14 protein-coding genes are annotated in these 16,505 nt (G+C 67.7%); 6 read left to right on the top strand and 8 right to left on the bottom strand.

From position 1 onward, the window contains the following. Together LI94_RS24550 and LI94_RS15200 are read left to right on the top strand one after the other, a co-directional pair. On the top strand, window positions 1-85 hold an 85-nt coding region (locus LI94_RS24550; protein ID WP_239651243.1), incomplete at its 5' end, for a hypothetical protein. 120 nt (window positions 86-205) lie between these two features. After that, the gene (locus LI94_RS15200; protein ID WP_024441676.1) at window positions 206-1,261 is read left to right on the top strand and encodes a MinD/ParA family protein; all 1,056 of its coding nucleotides are present in this window, start codon (window positions 206-208) and stop codon (window positions 1,259-1,261) included. Here LI94_RS15200 and LI94_RS15195 read toward each other — a convergent pair. Continuing rightward, window positions 1,249-1,704 carry a MaoC family dehydratase gene (locus LI94_RS15195; RefSeq protein WP_024441675.1) on the bottom strand — a complete coding sequence of 152 codons (456 nt, stop codon included), beginning with the start codon at window positions 1,702-1,704 and terminating at the stop codon, window positions 1,249-1,251. The genes LI94_RS15200 and LI94_RS15195 overlap by 13 nt on opposite strands. An 18-nt stretch (window positions 1,705-1,722) precedes the next feature. Next, window positions 1,723-2,955, bottom strand: a complete 1,233-nt coding sequence (locus LI94_RS15190; protein ID WP_239651242.1) for a CoA transferase — start codon at window positions 2,953-2,955, stop codon at window positions 1,723-1,725. Window positions 2,956-3,138: 183 nt separating this feature from the next. Here LI94_RS15190 and LI94_RS15185 point away from each other — a divergent pair, with 183 nt between their 5' ends. After that, the gene (locus tag LI94_RS15185; RefSeq protein WP_024441673.1) at window positions 3,139-4,131 is read left to right on the top strand and encodes an alpha/beta hydrolase family protein; all 993 of its coding nucleotides are present in this window, start codon (window positions 3,139-3,141) and stop codon (window positions 4,129-4,131) included. Window positions 4,132-4,247: 116 nt separating this feature from the next. Here the strand turns inward: LI94_RS15185 and LI94_RS15180 are convergent, their stop codons facing one another. Next, on the bottom strand, window positions 4,248-4,925 hold the full coding sequence (locus LI94_RS15180) for a YoaK family protein (RefSeq protein ID WP_046301688.1): 678 nt from the start codon (window positions 4,923-4,925) through the stop codon (window positions 4,248-4,250). Between the two features lie 15 nt (window positions 4,926-4,940). Then, entirely contained in the window at window positions 4,941-5,852 is a 912-nt protein-coding gene (locus LI94_RS15175; protein ID WP_231384053.1) for a trypsin-like peptidase domain-containing protein, read from the bottom strand. A 355-nt stretch (window positions 5,853-6,207) separates the two neighbouring features. Here LI94_RS15175 and LI94_RS15170 point away from each other — a divergent pair, with 355 nt between their 5' ends. From LI94_RS15170 to LI94_RS15160, 3 genes are read left to right on the top strand one after another with little or no spacing between them, the layout of a single operon-like run. After that, window positions 6,208-8,304 carry an elongation factor G-like protein EF-G2 gene (locus tag LI94_RS15170; RefSeq protein WP_046301686.1) on the top strand — a complete coding sequence of 699 codons (2,097 nt, stop codon included), beginning with the start codon at window positions 6,208-6,210 and terminating at the stop codon, window positions 8,302-8,304. A gap of 20 nt (window positions 8,305-8,324) precedes the next feature. Next, window positions 8,325-8,807 carry a hypothetical protein gene (locus LI94_RS15165; protein ID WP_024441669.1) on the top strand — a complete coding sequence of 161 codons (483 nt, stop codon included), beginning with the start codon at window positions 8,325-8,327 and terminating at the stop codon, window positions 8,805-8,807. A gap of 39 nt (window positions 8,808-8,846) precedes the next feature. Beyond that, entirely contained in the window at window positions 8,847-9,611 is a 765-nt protein-coding gene (locus LI94_RS15160; RefSeq protein ID WP_046301691.1) for a L,D-transpeptidase, read from the top strand. Window positions 9,612-9,684: 73 nt separating this feature from the next. Here LI94_RS15160 and LI94_RS23870 read toward each other — a convergent pair whose 3' ends face one another. The 4 genes from LI94_RS23870 to LI94_RS15145 form a co-directional block, all read right to left on the bottom strand. Next, window positions 9,685-9,861 carry a hypothetical protein gene (locus tag LI94_RS23870; RefSeq protein WP_155943338.1) on the bottom strand — a complete coding sequence of 59 codons (177 nt, stop codon included), beginning with the start codon at window positions 9,859-9,861 and terminating at the stop codon, window positions 9,685-9,687. A 340-nt stretch (window positions 9,862-10,201) separates the two neighbouring features. Beyond that, window positions 10,202-13,726, bottom strand: coding sequence for a carboxylic acid reductase (car, locus tag LI94_RS15155; RefSeq protein WP_046301685.1), 3,525 nt, complete (start codon window positions 13,724-13,726; stop codon window positions 10,202-10,204). Between the two features lie 143 nt (window positions 13,727-13,869). Next, on the bottom strand, window positions 13,870-15,945 hold the full coding sequence (locus tag LI94_RS15150; RefSeq protein ID WP_036457561.1) for an acyltransferase family protein: 2,076 nt from the start codon (window positions 15,943-15,945) through the stop codon (window positions 13,870-13,872). Window positions 15,946-16,091: 146 nt separating this feature from the next. Further along, window positions 16,092-16,505 (bottom strand): rhomboid family intramembrane serine protease (locus LI94_RS15145; RefSeq protein WP_046301689.1); only part of this gene is annotated, 414 nt, incomplete at its 5' end.

Below are 16,505 nucleotides of genomic sequence, written 5' to 3'. Positions count from 1 at the left end.
GATCAACTACAAGCGGGAGAACGAGATCACCCCCGTCAACCTGCGACCACACCCCTACGAGTTCGCCCTCTACTACGACTGCTGACCGGTGAGCCGGCCCGACTCGCGCTTCTCGGGCTGGCTCACGGTTGATGGGCACCTCCGCGACTAGGCTGCGGGTATTGGGCCACCTGGCCGTACCACCGCCGGATGCCTCGAGGAGCCGATGAACGCAGACGACGACTTTCTGCGGCAGCGTGTGCCGCAGCAGCAGCAACAGCCGGGGCCTTGGACGCAGCCTCCCCCGCAGCCACAGCAGCATCCGGCGCCTCCGCGGCCCTACCCGCCGCCGGGTCCGATACCACGGCCGCAGCCGGCCCGTGGCTGGCGACGCGTGGTCCTGTCCGCGACACTGGGGTTGGTCAACCTGGGCCCGTCACCGGCCGAGCGGGAAGAGATGGCCTACCAGATGGCCATCCGATCCCTGCCCAACGGCAGCTACAAGGTCGGCGTACTCGGAAAGGGCGGGGTCGGTAAGACGACGGTGGCGGCCAGCGTCGGATCGGTGTTCGCCGCACTGCGCCGGGCCGACCACGTGGTGGCAGTGGATGCCGACACCGCATTCGGCCGGCTCGGCAGCCGCATCGACCCGCATGCCACCAGCTCCTACTGGGATCTGGCCGCCGACCAGAGCATGCAGTCGTTCGCCGACATCAGTAGCCGGGTGGGCGCGAACGCGGCGGGGCTCTACGTCCTGGTGGGCGAGCCGGCCGCGGGGAGCCGCCGAATCCTTGACGCGGCGTTGTACCGGGAGGCCGCGCTGCGCCTGGACCGGCACTTCACCATCTCGATCATCGACTGTGGTTCGACGATGGACTCGCCGGTGACCCAGGAGGCGCTGCGTGACCTGGACGCGCTGATCGTGGTCTCTTCGCCTTGGGCGGACGGTGCCGGCGCGGCCGCCAAGACCATGGAATGGCTGGCCGACCGCGGCCAGGGTGGACTGTTGCAGCGCACCGTGGTGGTGCTCAACGACTCCGACGGTCATGCCGACCGGCGCACCCGCTCGGCATTGACGGCGCAGTTCCTGCAGCACGGCCAGGCGGTCGTTGAGGTTCCCTTCGACCCGCACCTGCGCCCGGGCGGAGTGATCGACGTGATGAGCGAGATGGCACCGGCGACCCGCCGTCGATTTCTGCAGATCGCCGCGATCGTCGCGCACTACTTCGCGTCCCGACCCCGGGGCCGGGACGCTAAGCCCGGCCGTCCTCAGAGCACGTAGCGCACAACACTCTCGGCGACGCAGGCCGGCTTGGCGTGGCCGTCGATAGACACCGTGGTCGAGAAGGTCACCTGGTGGGCACCGCCACCCACATCGGCGACCTCTACCACGGAAGTCTCGGCCCGGATCCGGGAGCCGACCGGCACCGGAGCCGGGAAGCGCACCTTGTTCAGTCCGTAGTTGATCGCCAGCTTTACCCCGTCGAGGCGGCTGATCTGCGCCATCAGCTGCGGCAGCATGGCCAGGGTCAGGTATCCGTGAGCGATCGTGGTGCCGAAGGGCCCGGTGGCCGCACGCTCGGGGTCGACGTGGATCCACTGATGATCACCCGTCGCGTCGGCGAACAGGTTGACGGCGTCTTGGGTAATGGTCACCCAGTCGCTGTGCCCAATCACCTGACCCTGACATGCAGCAAGTTCATCGATTGATCCGAAGATACGCACGTGCTTTCGCTCCCTTTGCTAATCCGTTGCCACCACGCCACTTTGGCGCAGCTGATTGATCTCGTCGGTGCTCATTGCCAGTCGTGCGGCCAGCACTCGCACGGTGTCGGCGCCCAACGCGGGCGCCGCCACGGCGGGCGGGTGGGCACCGTCGATCGATGCCGGCAGCCCAGCCGCCAAGTACTCCCCCACCCGGGGCTGATGCAGCGGCGCGAACATCGGGTTGTCGCGTAGGCGCTCGTCGGCAGCTACCTCGGCAAAGCTGCGGTAGCGGTCCCACAGCAGCGACGTCCCCGCCAGCGCGGCTTCGATCTGCGCCGCCGGCCGCTCGGCGAACCAGCCACTGAACAATCCGGTCAGCAGGTCGCGGTGACGATAGCGCTGCCCTTCGTCGCCGAAATCGATTCCACGCGCTTGCGACAGTGCCGCAAGTACTTTGGTCGACCCGGTCAGCTCGGCAAGGTCACCGAAGTGCCGATTGGTCAGCGTGACGACCATGAACGTCGCCCCGTCACCGCTGGCGAAACTCTGCCCGTACTGCCCATAGACCGCATTACCGATGCGTTCCCGCCGGTCGCCGTTCACCATGGCCTCGGTGAGGAAACCCAGTGCGCTGGCGGTGCCCAATGCCACGTCCTCCAGCGCCAGCCGGATCCGGCAGCCCTCGCCGCTGTGGTCGCGACGGTGCAGCGCGGCAGACACCGCCAGCGCGGCGTGCAACCCACAGGCGATATCCCAGGCCGGCAGCACGTGGTTGATCGGGGCGGCGTAATCACTGGGCCCGGTGACCAGCGGAAAGCCGATACCGGCATTGATGGTGTAGTCCACCGCGGTGGAGCCGTCAGCCCGTCCGAGCACCTCGAGGTGGATCAGGTCGGGGCGCTGCGCCGCCAGTGTTTCGTAGGAAAGCCATTGCCGGCCAGCCATATTCGTCAGCAGCACGCCACTGTCTGCGATCAGTTGCTGCACCACCCGCTGCCCCTCGGTCGCGCGCAGATCGACGACCACGGAGCGCTTGCCCTTATTGAGGCCCGTCCAGTAGATCGAGGTGCCGTCGGCGGTGACGGGCCAGCGCCGGTAGTCGGCCGCGCCGCCGACCGGGTCGATGCGCACCACGTCGCAGCCCAGTTGCGCCAACGTCATTCCGGCGAGCGGGACGGCGACGAAACTGCCGATCTCGATGACGCGCACACCGGCCAGCGGCCCGGGCGTCTCCGCAGCACTGGCCTGCATGACCTGCCCTTCGTCCATGATTACGTCGACTATATGCCTACCAAAACGCCCATCCGGTCGGTGGCGAGTCCGCGCTGAATCTCAATCGTTGCCGAACCGCGATATGAAAACCCGTGGCGGCGAACAGGTCACGGTGGCGCCGGTGTGTTTGACTCCGTTCAGAAGGGCTAGACCGCACGACATTGGGATGGGACAAGAGCTATGAAGAGCGTTGAGAAGTTGCGTAACGCGGCCAGTCGGCTACCGCGCCGGCTCACGGTCGCGGCGGTGGGGGCCGCGCTGCTGAGCGGCCTCGTCGGGGCTGTCGGTGGTGCGGGTGACGCGTCAGCGTTCTCCCGCCCGGGTCTGCCGGTGGAATACCTGCAGGTGCCGTCGGCGGCGATGGGCCGTGAGATCAAGGTGCAGTTCCAGCCCGGCGGCACCCACGCCGTATACCTGCTGGACGGGCTGCGGGCCCAGGACGACTTCAACGGCTGGGACATCAACACCCCGGCGTTCGAGGAGTACTACCAGTCCGGGTTGTCGGTGATCATGCCGGTGGGCGGCCAGTCCAGCTTCTACTCCGACTGGTACCAGCCGGCATGCGGCAAGACCGGCTGCCAGACCTACAAGTGGGAGACCTTCCTGACCCGGGAGCTGCCCGCCTGGCTGCAGGCCAACAAGAGCGTGTCACCGTTCGGCAACGCCGTCGTGGGCCTGTCGATGGCGGGTAGCTCGTCGCTGACACTGGCCGCCTACTACCCGCAGCAGTTCCCCTACGCGGCAGCGCTCTCCGGCTTCCTGAACCCGTCAGAGGGCTGGTGGCCGACCTTGATCGGGATGGCCATGAGCGACGCCGGCGGCTACAACGCCTCCAACATGTGGGGGCCGTCGTCCGACCCGGCGTGGAAGCGCAACGACCCCATGGTGCAGATCCCGCGGCTGGTGGCCAACCGCACCCGAATCTGGATCTACTGCGGCAACGGCACGCCCAGCGAGCTCGGCGGCGACAACCTGCCCGCCAAGTTCCTGGAGGGCATGACACTGAGCACCAACAAGACGTTCCAGCAGAACTACACCGCAGCCGGCGGCAACAACGGGGTCTTCAACTTCCCGTCCGACGGCACGCACGACTGGCCGTACTGGAACCAGCAGCTGGTCGCGATGAAGCCCGACATCCAGCGCACGCTGGGCGTGGGCGTCGACCCGACCTGATCGACCCCCCCAACACGCCGGCGGCAGTGCAATCCAGCACTGCCGCCGACGTGCTTTTCAGGGAAAGAAGGACGGGCTGGCAGGGAACCCGGGGCGCGCCTGAAGCGGGCGAACGGTCAGCGCCACAACCCGCGGCTGTCGACGTAACGATGGCTGTACCAGGTAGCCATCAGGCAGATGAACGTGGCGGTGGCCAGCATCCAGGTACCGCCGACGAACAGGCTGATCAGGCCACCGAAAGCCGCTCCCGAGATGTACCCGGTCAGCAGCATGAAATTGAAGAACCAGTCGTGAATGGATCCGCCGCTGATATGGCGCTCGATGCCTTGACCCAGCTTGACCACGGTGCCGGTCACGTAGCTCAGGGGAATCGACACTTCGCCGTCACGGACGAACGTGGTGTTCAGCGCGCCTACCCCGAACGCGACGAGCAGAATCGGGAGCAGGGGCACCGGCAGCGCGGGCCCGCCTTCGATCCAGTCGGTCACGGTCGCGGCGAACAGCGACACCGCGGTCAACCGCAACGCCCCGTGGGGCCGGCTGCGCCACACGTGGCGATGGCACAGCGAGGCGATCACCACACCGGAGATGAAGGACACCAGCAGGGCGGCGGCCGAAATCGACATCCACTGGCTGTCGGTGAACAAGCCCAGCGCCGCACGCCCGGCGTTGCCGGTCATGAAGGTGACGAAGTAGCCCTCGGAATGGGTGTAGGCCGTGGCGGCCAGCACACCGGCCAGCCCAGCAAGTACCCACGACAGTCTTGATTCACTGCCATAGCGTCTATCTAGCACACGCGCCTAAGTGAGTCAGCCGACCGGACCCGGAACCAGGGTCACGGTGGCACTGTGTTCGCCGCCGCCCGGGTTACGCCACGTCAGCGTGACGGTGTCGCCCGGGTGGCGCTGGTCAAGTACGTCGGTCAGGTCGGTGGCCGAGTTCACCGGACGGCCGTTGACCGAGGTGATGATGTCGTCCCGGGCGATACCGGTGCCCGCGGCCGGGGTGCCGTCGAGCACCTGCGCGACCCGCGCGCCGCCGTTGCTGTCGACCACGCCGACGCCCATGAACGCCGTCTCACCGATGTGCACGGTGTTCGACGAGATGCCGGCCCGGATCTGGCCGGCGATGGCCATCGCCTGGTCGATCGGGATCGCATAGCCTTCGCCGCCGGGCTGGGCGAACTTGTAGTTGTCCGACGCCGCGGTGTTCATGCCGATCACCTGTCCGGCGGCGTTCACCATCGGACCGCCCGAGTCGCCGGGGCGGATCGCGGTGTCGGCCTTGATCATGTTGGTCAGGGTCTCGGTGCTGCCGGTCAGCTCGTCGGCCGCGGAGACGGTCTGGTTCAGTCCGATGACGCGTCCGGGCACCGCACTCGGCATGCCGCCGTGGCCGCCGGCATTGCCCATCGCGACCACCGGGTCACCGATGGCGACCCGCGCGGAACTGCCGATATTGGCGGCGGGCAGCCCGTCGGCGCCACGCAACTGCAACACCGCGACGTCGTGGCTGCGGTCGAAGCCGAGCACGTCGACCTCGTAGCTCTGGCCGTTGGCAACCGAGACCGCGGTGAGGCCGGTCGCGCCGGCGATGACGTGGTTGTTGGTCAGCACCACGCCGCTGGGGTCCAGCACGATGCCGGTTCCGGCACCGACTGCGCTCTGGTAGCCCATCTGGGCGTCGATGTTGACCACTGCCGGACCGACTTGGGCAACCATCGCCGACGGGTCGAGCGGAGGAGCGGGCAGAGTGGGCGACGCCTGAGCCGGCACCGCTACCAGCCCCGCGGTGGCGACCGCCGCCGTCATCACGCTGAGCAGCCGCCACCGGCCGGGGCGATACGCTCCGCTCATCCGTCATACCTCCTGCAGTCAGGGTCACAGTCCAGGCGGCGTCGACCCGGCACGTCCCGGGATGTTGCAGACGCTGAACTCGCGAAACAAGAATGCCCAGCTTACCGGAACCTCGAGTCGGCCTGGCAAACGCTATACGGCGGCAGTGCAACCGCCGCCGGTTCGCAAGTCTTGTGCTCAGCGCCCGTTGAGGGAAGGCTGAACTCCGGAGGAGGCTGCCATGGCAGACAAGACCGTGACCTCACGAAGTGGCGCTGCTGCCCCGATCGCGGCCACGCCGGCCGCCATCCGCAATGTCGTTCTGGTCGGTCCGGCCAGCTCCGGAAAAACCACGCTGGTCGAGGCGCTGTTGGTGGCCGCCGGGGTGTTGCCTCGAGCTGGTTGCATCGCCGACGGCAGCACGGTCTGCGACTACGACGACGCGGAGCTCCGTGGGCAACGTTCGGTAGGAGTCGCGTGCGCCTCGCTGGCGCACAACGGTGTCAAGGTCAACCTGATCGACACCCCGGGCTACGCCGACTTCGTCGGAGAACTCCGCGCCGGGCTGCGGGCCGCCGACTGTGCACTGTTCGTGATCGCGGCCAACGAAGATGTCGATGACGCGACTGCCGCGCTGTGGCGGGAGTGCAGCCGGGTCGCTATGCCGCGCGCCGTCGTCGTCACGAAGCTGGACCACGCACGGGCCGACTTTCCGGCCCGTCTGGCCGCCGCCCAGGCGGCGTTCGGCGACACCGTGCTGCCGCTGTATCTACCCGCACCGGCCGAGGGCGCCGGCCTGCTCGATCTACGGGCTGTCCAACCCGGCGCCGAGCAGCAGCGCGGCGCGCTGATCGAGGCGATCATCGAGGAATCGGAGGACGAGTCGCTGCTGGACCGCTACCTGGGCGGCGAGCAGATCGACCCGGGGGTGCTCACCGCCGATCTGGAGCGCGCCGTGGCGCGCGGTTCGTTCTTCCCGGTCATCCCGGCATGCAGCGTCACCGGCATCGGCATTCCCGAAGTGCTCGGGCTCATCACGACCGGCTTCCCCGCGCCGCCGGAACGTCTGCTTCCAGAGGTGTTCGACACGAGCGGCGTAGCGCGCACCGGGCTTGCGTGCGACCCGGACGGGCCCCTGCTGGCCGAAGTCGTCCGTACGACGTCGGACCCCTACTTGGGCCGGGTCAGCCTGGTGCGAGTGTTCTCCGGAACTATCAAGCCCGACAGCGGAATCCATGTCAGCGGTCATTGCGAGAGTTTCTTCGGCGATGGGACCGGTCGCTGCGAGCACGACGAAGACGATCGGATCGGGACCCTGGCGTTTCCGCTCGGCAGACAACAGCGCCCGGCCACAGTCGTGCTGGCCGGAGACATCTGCACCATCGGCCGTCTCAGCCACGCCGAGACCGGAGACACCTTGTCGGACAAGGATGAACCTCTGGTGTGCAAACCGTGGTCGATGCCGGATCCGCTACTGCCCGTGGCGGTCATTCCGCGCGCCAAGACCGACGAGGACAAGCTTGCGGTCGGCCTGGGCAGGCTGGTCGCCGAGGACCCCAGCCTGCGTATCGAACGGAACCCGGAAACCCATCAGATCGTGCTGTGGTGCATGGGTGAAGCCCACTCCGCGATCGTGCTTGACGCGCTGGCCCACCGCTATGCGGTAGCGGTGGACACCGTCGGACTGCGGGTGGCACTGCGAGAGACGTTCGCCACCAAGGCCAAAGGCCACGGCCGTCATGTCAAGCAGTCCGGGGGACACGGCCAGTACGCGATCTGCGACATCGAAGTGGAGCCGCTGACGCAGGGAGCCGGCTTCGAGTTCGTCGACCGCGTGGTCGGCGGGTCGGTGCCCCGCCAGTTCATCCCCAGCGTCGAGAAGGGCGTTCGCGGCCAGATGGAGCGGGGGCTAACCGGCGACGCCGGCGGCGGTTATCCGGTGGTCGACATCCGGGTCACCCTGATCGACGGCAAGGCGCACAGCGTCGACTCCTCGGACTTTGCTTTCCAGATGGCAGGCGCAGCCGCGCTCCGTGACGCGGCAACCAACGCGACGGTGCGCCTGCTCGAGCCGATCGACGACGTCACCGTGCTGATCCCCGACGAACTGGTCGGCGCGGTGATGGGCGATCTGTCCGCTCGCCGCGCTCGGGTGCTGGGCACCGACAAGGTCGGGGCCGACCGAACCTGCGTCAAGGCCGAAGTACCGCAGACCGAGTTGATCAGGTACGCGGTCGACCTGCGATCGTTGACCCACGGCACCGGTTCGTTCACCCGCGGCTTCGCGCGTTACGAACCGCTGTCAGAGTCGGCGGCCGCGCACGCCAGCACCGCCTGATCGCCGCAGAGAGGACGAACATGTCGACAATCGCCGGGCTGCCCGCCCACGTCCTGCTGCTGCACGTGGTGGTCTCACTGGTCCCGCTCACCGCGGTCCTGCTGATCGTGTGTGCGCTATGGCCTGCGGCCCGACGGCGACTGGTCTGGTTGGTCGTGACGTTCGCCGGCATCACGCTGCTGGTGACGCCGCTCACGGTCACCGCCGGCGAGTGGCTGGCCGACACCGGCAAGTTCGCCCCGTCTCCCGAACTGGACGCGCACATGGCCGCCGGCGAGTACGGCCTCTATATGGCCCTGGGCCTGGCGGTCGCCGCGGCACTGCTGGCCGGGCTGCACGTGGCGCTGTCACGCGGTAGCAATATCGGCTCGCTGCTGCGGCTGGGAATCGTCACCGTGGTGGTCGCACTGGCGGCCGGGTCGATGTTGGCGATCCACAACATCGGCTCGACCGGGACCGAGGCGGCCTGGGGGGACCTGCTCACCGCGTCAGACGACGGCTAAACCTGCGCTGATGCCGTCGCTGTTGGCACAATGGACGGCATGCGCAACGTGAGGCGGGGAATTGTGGCGATTGCCGGGTCGGTGGCCCTGGCTGTCGGGTCGGTCGGGGTCTCGGCCGGAATCAGCGAAGCGGCTCAGACTTCGCCGGCACGGGGGCTGGCCGTCGCGGCCATCGAGCCCGCCGCCGGCTCGGTCGTGGGGGTGGCCTACCCGGTGATCGTGACCTTCAACGGACCGGTCGGGGACCGGGTGGCCGCCGAACGTGGCATCCACATCAACTCCACGGGCAACAATGCGGGCCACTTCGAATGGACGAGCAGCGATGTCGTGCAGTGGGTCCCGGACGGCTACTGGTCACCGCACAGCAAGATCAGCGTCGACGCCCACGGGATGTCGACGGGCTTCGAGACCGGTGACGCCGTCGTGGGACTCGCCGACATCTCCGACCACACCTTCACCGTCAGCGTTAACGGCGAGATCCAGCGGATCATGGCGGCGTCCATGGGTAAACCCAAGCGCCCCACGCCAATCGGTTCCTTCACCGCGTTGTCGAAGGAGCGCACCATCAAGTTCGATTCGCGCACCATCGGCATCCCGCTCAATGACCCCGAGGGCTACCTGATCAACGGCGAGTACGGCGTTCGGGTCACCTGGAGCGGCGTCTACGTGCACTCCGCTCCTTGGTCAGTGGGCTCGCAGGGCTATTCGAACGTGAGCCACGGCTGCATCAACCTGAGCCCCGAAGACGCGGCGTGGTACTTCAACTCAGTGCATCTGGGCGACCCGATCATCGTGCAGGCCTAGGGCTTAACGGCTGAAGCGATCGTAGACGCGGTGCGTCTACGATCGCCTTGGCCTTGACCCGGGACGCACCGCGTCAGCAGGCGCCGAGCACCGCTGTGGGCATGTGCGCCACGTAGCGCTGTGCGCGCTGCTCGCGACGCAATTCGCGACGAGCCGCCAGCCGGTTGCGCAGCCGGTTCACGGTGCGGTTGCCCGCCCGGTAGTCCGACGAGCCGTCGAGAGCAAGAACGCTGATGGTGATGAAAGCCATGATTTTCTCCTGCCGGGAAACTCACCGGCCGACGAACCCGGAGGGTCGGCAGAACTCGTGGCTCAGGCCTTGGAAAATCCTTCAGCAAAGGCGCCGAAACCGGTGAGGAACAAATCGATCGTGGAACACGGATACGGATGCGGACCGTCACTAGAACTCACTTCGCCCTCACCTCCTTCCGGCCGGGACACACGGGCATGTCGTGGCAATGACCACCATGGTCCCATCGAATTACGGGACCGTCAAACGCAAACGGGTCGTGGCGGTGCTGGTCGCCGCACTACCGGAGACCAGCACCACCACGAAACCAATTAGCGGACAGTGCTATTCAGTGCTGCACTCAGAGCAGACCGAGCAGTTGCAGATCGGTGACGTACTTGACGATCACCGCCGGCGTCACATGCGGGATGTCGGGATGCTCGGGGTCAGGCCCGATCCCGGCCGACTGCACCGCAGCCCGGAACCTCTCCGTCGGTGCGATCGACCCGCAGATCGGCGGCTGCGGCTTCTGGTAATTGTGCAGCAGCGGCAGCAGCGACACCTGGCGCTGGTTCTCCGGCAGCGCCCGCAACGTGGTCTCAAACCGCTGCAACCAGTCCCCGTAGTCGGCGATCCGCTGGATCGGGTAGCCCGCCTCGATCAGCCAGTCGACGAATTCGTCCATCCCCAGGCCGTCGTCGTACGGGTTCATCACGTGGTAGGTGGTGTACCCGCCGGTCGCGAAGGACCCCAGCGTGGTGGACGCCTCGGCGATGAACTCCACGGGCAGCCCGTCGTAGTGGGCGCGTTGCCGCTGACCGTCGGCGCTGAGTTCGTAGAACGAACCGGGCGCCACGCCGGTGGCAACCAAGCTGAACATCATCCGGGTGAACATGTCCGGCAGGTTCAATTGGCCGGCGTAGCTGGTGTCGGCCAGGATCATGTCGCAGCGGAACACAGCGACCGGCAGGCCACACAGGTCGTTGGCCTCACGCAACAGCACCTCGCCGGCCCACTTGCTGGTGCCGTAGCCGTTGGCGTAGCCGTCGTTGATCGCCCGGACCGCGCTCATCACGCGGACATCGGCGTCCTCGGTAAACTTGCCCAGCGGAATCTGGTCGCCCACACCAATTGTGGAGAAGTAGGTGAACGGCTTGATCTTGCTGGTGAGCGCGACCCGGATCAACTCGGCGGTACCGAGCGCGTTCGGTCCGAACAGCTCGCTGTAAGGCAGCACGTGGTTGACCAGCGCCGCCGGGTCGGCGATCACATCGACGGTGTCCGCCAGACGCTGCCAAACATCTTGGTCCAGACCAAGATTCGCCTCGCCCTTGTCGCCGGCGATCACCTCGAGATGCTTGGCGGCAAGTTCGGTGTAGCGGGCCAGCAGCTGCTCGTCTCCACTGTCGAAGACATTGTCCAGCCGTCGGCGGGCGTCCTCGTCGGACTTCGCCCGCACCAGGCAGATCAGCTTTCCGTCCACCGGAGCCAGCCGCTGGAGCCACTCCAGCGCCAGGTAGCGACCCAGGAAGCCGGTCGCACCGGTCAGCAGCACGGTGCGCACCTGCTCCGAGGGGCCGGGCAGCGACGGAGCCGCGGCCAGGGTCGCCTCGTCGAGGAACTTGTCCAGCGTCAGGTCGGCTGCGGCGACTTCGACCGCGTCACGGCCGTGCACCGAGGCGAAGGTCGCTCGTTTGGAGCCGTTGCGCTCGGCGGTGATGTAGTCGGCGATCGCCGCCAGATCGTTTGCCGGGCTGACGATCACGCCCACCGGCACGTCGACATCGAAGATGTCCCGCAGCAGGTTGCCGAACGTCAGTGCCGACAGGGAGTCCCCGCCCAGGTCGGTGAAGTGGGCCTCTGGGCCCAGGTCGCCGGCTGAGGCCCCCAACAGCGCCGCTGCGGCACGACTGACGGTCTCCAGCGCCGGGCGCTGCGCTCCGTGTTGACGTAGTTCGCTCAACTCACTGGCCTGGCCCTCGGCCAACTCGGCGTAGCGGCGCTCCAGGCGATCGCCGTAGTGCGCCTTCAGCTTCGGCCAGGCCAGCTTGCGGATCCCGGTCAGCAATCCGTTCTCCAGCGTGAACGGCTCGGTCTCGACGATGAAGTCACGCGGAACTTCATACGATTGCAGATCGGCGTCTTTTGCCACCTGCTGCAGCGACTCGGCGATACCGGCCTTGAGGGCGGCCTCGGATGCGAAGCGCGCCTGAGCTTTTAGGGTCGGGACCACCACGGCCAGTAGGTAGGGCTGGGCACTGTTGCCATAGACGTAGACCTGGCGCACCAGCGGGCTGTTGCCGAACACCGCCTCCAGCTTGGCCAGGGTGACGAACTCGCCCTGCGCCAGCTTGAGCACGTTGTTGCGCCGGTCGACGTAGACCAGGTGGTCCGGTGCGATCTCGGCCACCACGTCGCCGGTCCGGTAGTAGCCGTCGGCGTCAAACACCTCGGCGGTCACCTCAGGACGCTTGTAGTAACCGGGGAACAGGTTCTCGGTCTTGAGCAGCAGTTCACCGCGCGGGTGCGGGGTGTCGGTGCCGAAGTAGCCGAGATCCGGCACGTCGACCAGCTTGTAGTCGAGAACCGGCGGCCGCTGCACTTCGCCGTCGAAGAGCACCATGCCCGCTTCGGTGGAACCGTAGCCGTTGAGCACATGCTGCTCGGTGAGCTGATCCACCCAAGACCGCAGCTCGTCGGAGATCGGCGCGGAGCCGGTCATCGCGAACACGCACCGCCCGCCGAGCAGCTCGGCGCGCATCTGCGCCAAGACCTGCGCTTCGGCGGCAGCCCGGTCTCCGCTCACACCGTCGGCTTCGCTGCGGAAGTGCTGGTAGAGCATCTCCCAGATCCGGGGGACGAAGTTCAGTTCGGTCGGGCGAACCAGGGCGAGGTCTTCGAGGAAGGTGGACAGGTCGCTGCGTGCGCTGAAGTAGGCGGTACCGCCGTTGCCGAGAGTGCCGTACAAGATGCCCCGGCCCATGATGTGGCTCATCGGCATGAAGTTCAGCGTGATCGAGACGGCAGTCGGGCCGAACCAGTTCTTGGCCGACCGCACCCACATCCGGGCCACGTTGCTCTCGGGGTACATCGCACCCTTGGGGGCGCCGGTGCTGCCCGAGGTGTAGACCAGCAGTGCCAGCGGGTTGGGGTCGTCGCCAGCGTCCGCCTGGGCCGAAAAGTCCGGCAAAGACAGCGTGCGGCCCCGTGTCAGCAGGTCGGCGAGCGGCTCGACAACCACCTCGACGCCGGCCAGTCGCGCCCGCGCATCGGCGAGCGCCTCGCGGTGGACGTCGACCTGCCCGTGGTAGTCGAACACCACCAGGCGGGTGGGGGCCGGGCCGGTCAGTACCAACTCGACCGCATCGGACAGCGAGTCCACACTGGCAGCGATCACCCGGGGCTCGGTCTCGGCCACGATCGGCACCAACGCGCTGATCGCCGCTGAGGTCTGTAGCGGCACCGACACGGCGCCGATCTGGCCCAGCGCCACGTCGATGACCGTGTAATCGACGCTGGTGAAACCCAGCACCGCAACCCGGTCGCCGGGACGCACCGCACCGGCGGACAGGGCGGCGGCCGCGGCGCGGACCCGCTCCCCCAGTTCGGCGTAGGTGATGGTGTCGTAGTGCGGCAGCAGTGCGGCGGCGGTACGGCCGGTGCCCGAATCGGTGACGTACTCGACGGCACGCTGCCCGAGCGCCGGTCGCTCGGCGTAGCCGTCGAAGATGGTCCGGGCGATCTGCGCCGGCCGCGACAGCCCTTCGACAACGGCGGCGACGGCCGGATCGGGTCGGGCAGCGGCGAGCTGCGGGTCGGTGGCGACGAGATCGGCGATGCGGCGGGCGAGTTGCTCCTCGTCAGCGGTGGGAGAAACAGGGGACATGTTCAAACCTCTAATAGCTATCGTGGAAAGTGATTTTTGAGGGGCGCATTCTGCGCCGACAGATACTATGTTAGCGAAACTAACTGAAATTTGGACCGCTGAGCTGCTGTGACGTTGCCCTCACGCAGTGTTTGCTGTGACGGTCAGCTCAGCGATTCCTCCAGCCACGGCAGCAGCCACTTCACCCCTTCGGGCGTGAGGTGAATACCGTCGCTGCGGACCTTGATGCCGTCGACTTTGGCGGTATAGGTGCCCGCCGGTCCCAGCTTCTTATTCAGGTCCATCACCGTGACCGCACTCCGCCCGGAGACCTCGCGGCGCAGCAACGCGTTCCAGCGGTCGACGCGCTCTGGTTTGTCCTCAGGCCATAGGCTGCCGTCGGGCCGCTCGCCGTAACGGCTGTAGGGCACGGTCGTCACCACGACCCGGCTGCCGGCGGACTCCAGCACGTCGAGCGCACGGCGCAGCTCCGCGATCAGATAGGCGTCGAACGTCGGGTCGCCGATGTGCGACCACTGGCCCTCGTTGACTCGGTCCACGGTCTCCCAGCGGCCGACGAACAACAGCACGACGTCGGGCTGGTCGGCCTTGACCTGCCGAGTCCAGCGGGCAGGCCATCCGTCGCATTCCTTGCCCTGATCGATGGTCTTGCCGGCCCAGCGGTACGGACCGGCGCGCACGATGCTGCAGCCGACGACAGTATGATCGATGAAGTCATAGCCGGGGGTTTCCGGCAGATAGTGCATCAGGGTCCAGCCGATCGAATCACCGAACACCGACACGGTGCGCGGCCGGTTCGGGTCGCGCCGCGCGGGCTGCGGGCGTGGCTTCTTGGCGTCCGAAAGCCGTGCCGGGGGTGAGGGGGACACCGCCGCGGCCGCGGCCACATCCGGGGTCACTCCGTTTTCGGCCGTGGGCCGCTCGACGACCGGGACCACCAGCACGGTGACCGCCACAGCGGTTCCGCTGACCGCCGCCCCCAGCGGCAGCAGCGACACCCGCGCGGGCCGCCACCGCCGGATCGGCTCCTCGATGGCCCACCACGACACCGCCGCCAGCGCCAGCGTGGCGGCGCACCGTACGCCGAACAGCGCCCACCCCGACCAGCCGGTGCGCTGACCGTTGAGCACCAGGAAGACCGGCCAGTGCCACAGGTAGACGCCGTAGGAGATGGTCCCCAGCCACACCAGCGGGGACCAGGCCAGCACCCGAGCGACCAGGCCGCTCTGGTGCAGGGCGACCGGGGCGATCACCGCGATCGCGGCGACGGCCACCAGGGTGAGCAGGCCACCGCGGAACTCCGCGGCCGTGCCGGTGGCGCGGTGGACCGCCATCGCCAGCACGCCCAGGCCCAGCAGCGGCATCAGCCGGGCGACCCACAGGGCGCGGCGGCTCCGCACCACCGACCAGCCGGCGGTCAGCGCCGGCCAGTCGCCCACCAGCAGGGCCGCGGCCGCGGCACCGATCAGCAGGGCCTGCGCGCGGGTGTCGGTGCCGAAGTAGACCCGGTCACGGGTGGCATCAGAGGCGAGCATCTCCGCGGCCGTCGCCGAGGCCGCCGCCCCCGCGCTGGCCACCAGGAAGACCGTCAGGCGCACCCCGCCGACGGAAGCCCACCCGCCGCGACGCCGCGCCCGGGCCCCCAGCAGCAGCGCGATCGCGATCAGCAGCAGGGGCCACAGGAAGTAGTACTGCTCCTCGACGCCCAGCGACCAGGTGTGCTGCAGCGGCGACGGGGTGCCGGCCTCGGTGAAGTAGTCCGTGTGCTGAGCGACGAACCGCCAGTTGGCCATCCAGAAGAAGGCGGCGATCGCGTCCTCGCGCAGGCCCACCACCGCCTCCGACGGCAGCAGCTCGTGGGCGATCGCGACGGTCAGCACCATGAGCACCAGCGCCGGCAGCAGCCGGCGGATCCGCCGGATCCAAAACCCGGTGAGGTCGATGCGGCCGGTCCGGCCCAGCTCGTCGATGAGCAGCGAGGTGATCAGGAACCCGCTGAGCACAAAGAACACATCCACGCCCAGGAACCCACCCGAGAGTCCGGGAATGCCGCCGTGGTCGGCCAACACCAGCGCGACGGCTATCGCACGCAGACCATCCAGGGCGTGAATGCCCGGGCGTCGTCGCTCCCGCCGAACCCGGTCCGCGGCGCGCGCGGTGGTCAACCGGGCGGCACGCGGGGCCGGCGCAACCCAGCGGGATTTACCCGAGGTGCGCATCGAGGTGGCCTGGCGAGTCCGGTTCCCGACCGGTCGACTCATGTCATCTTGGTCGCCGTTGGCGCCGATTGGTCGATCCTCTCGCTGGTGGACCACCGAAAGCTTAGGGGGCCACCCGGCGGCTCAGCGGGAGGACACGCTCGTGATCAGGAGACCAATTCGGCAGTGCGCCACCAGATCAGCGCTACCAAGACGCCCAACACCACAAGAACGATTGCGGCCTGAAGTCGGCCCCGGTAGGCCAGCGGCGGGTAACCGTAGACGGAGGCGGTCACCAACCCGGTGATCAGACCGCCCAGGTGACCTTGCCAGCTGATATTCGGCACGGTGAAGGTGAAGACCAGGTTGATGACAATCAGGGCACCGATCCACCCGACGTCGACGTTCAACCGGCGGCCAAGGACCAAGGTGGCACCGAACAGCCCGAAAATGGCGCCGGAGGCACCAGCTGTTGCGGCGTTCAGCGGCGCCAGCAGATAGGCCGCAACCGAACCGCCCAACGCGCTGAGCAGATACAGCGTGGTGTAGCGCACTCGGCCGAGACTGCCTTCGAGTGCTGG

Source organism: Mycobacterium sp. UM_Kg27, from assembly GCF_000972905.1.
GTDB lineage: Bacteria > Actinomycetota > Actinomycetes > Mycobacteriales > Mycobacteriaceae > Mycobacterium.
Note: the sequence above shows the minus strand (reverse complement) of the source record. Positions and strands in the feature narration are given on the sequence as shown.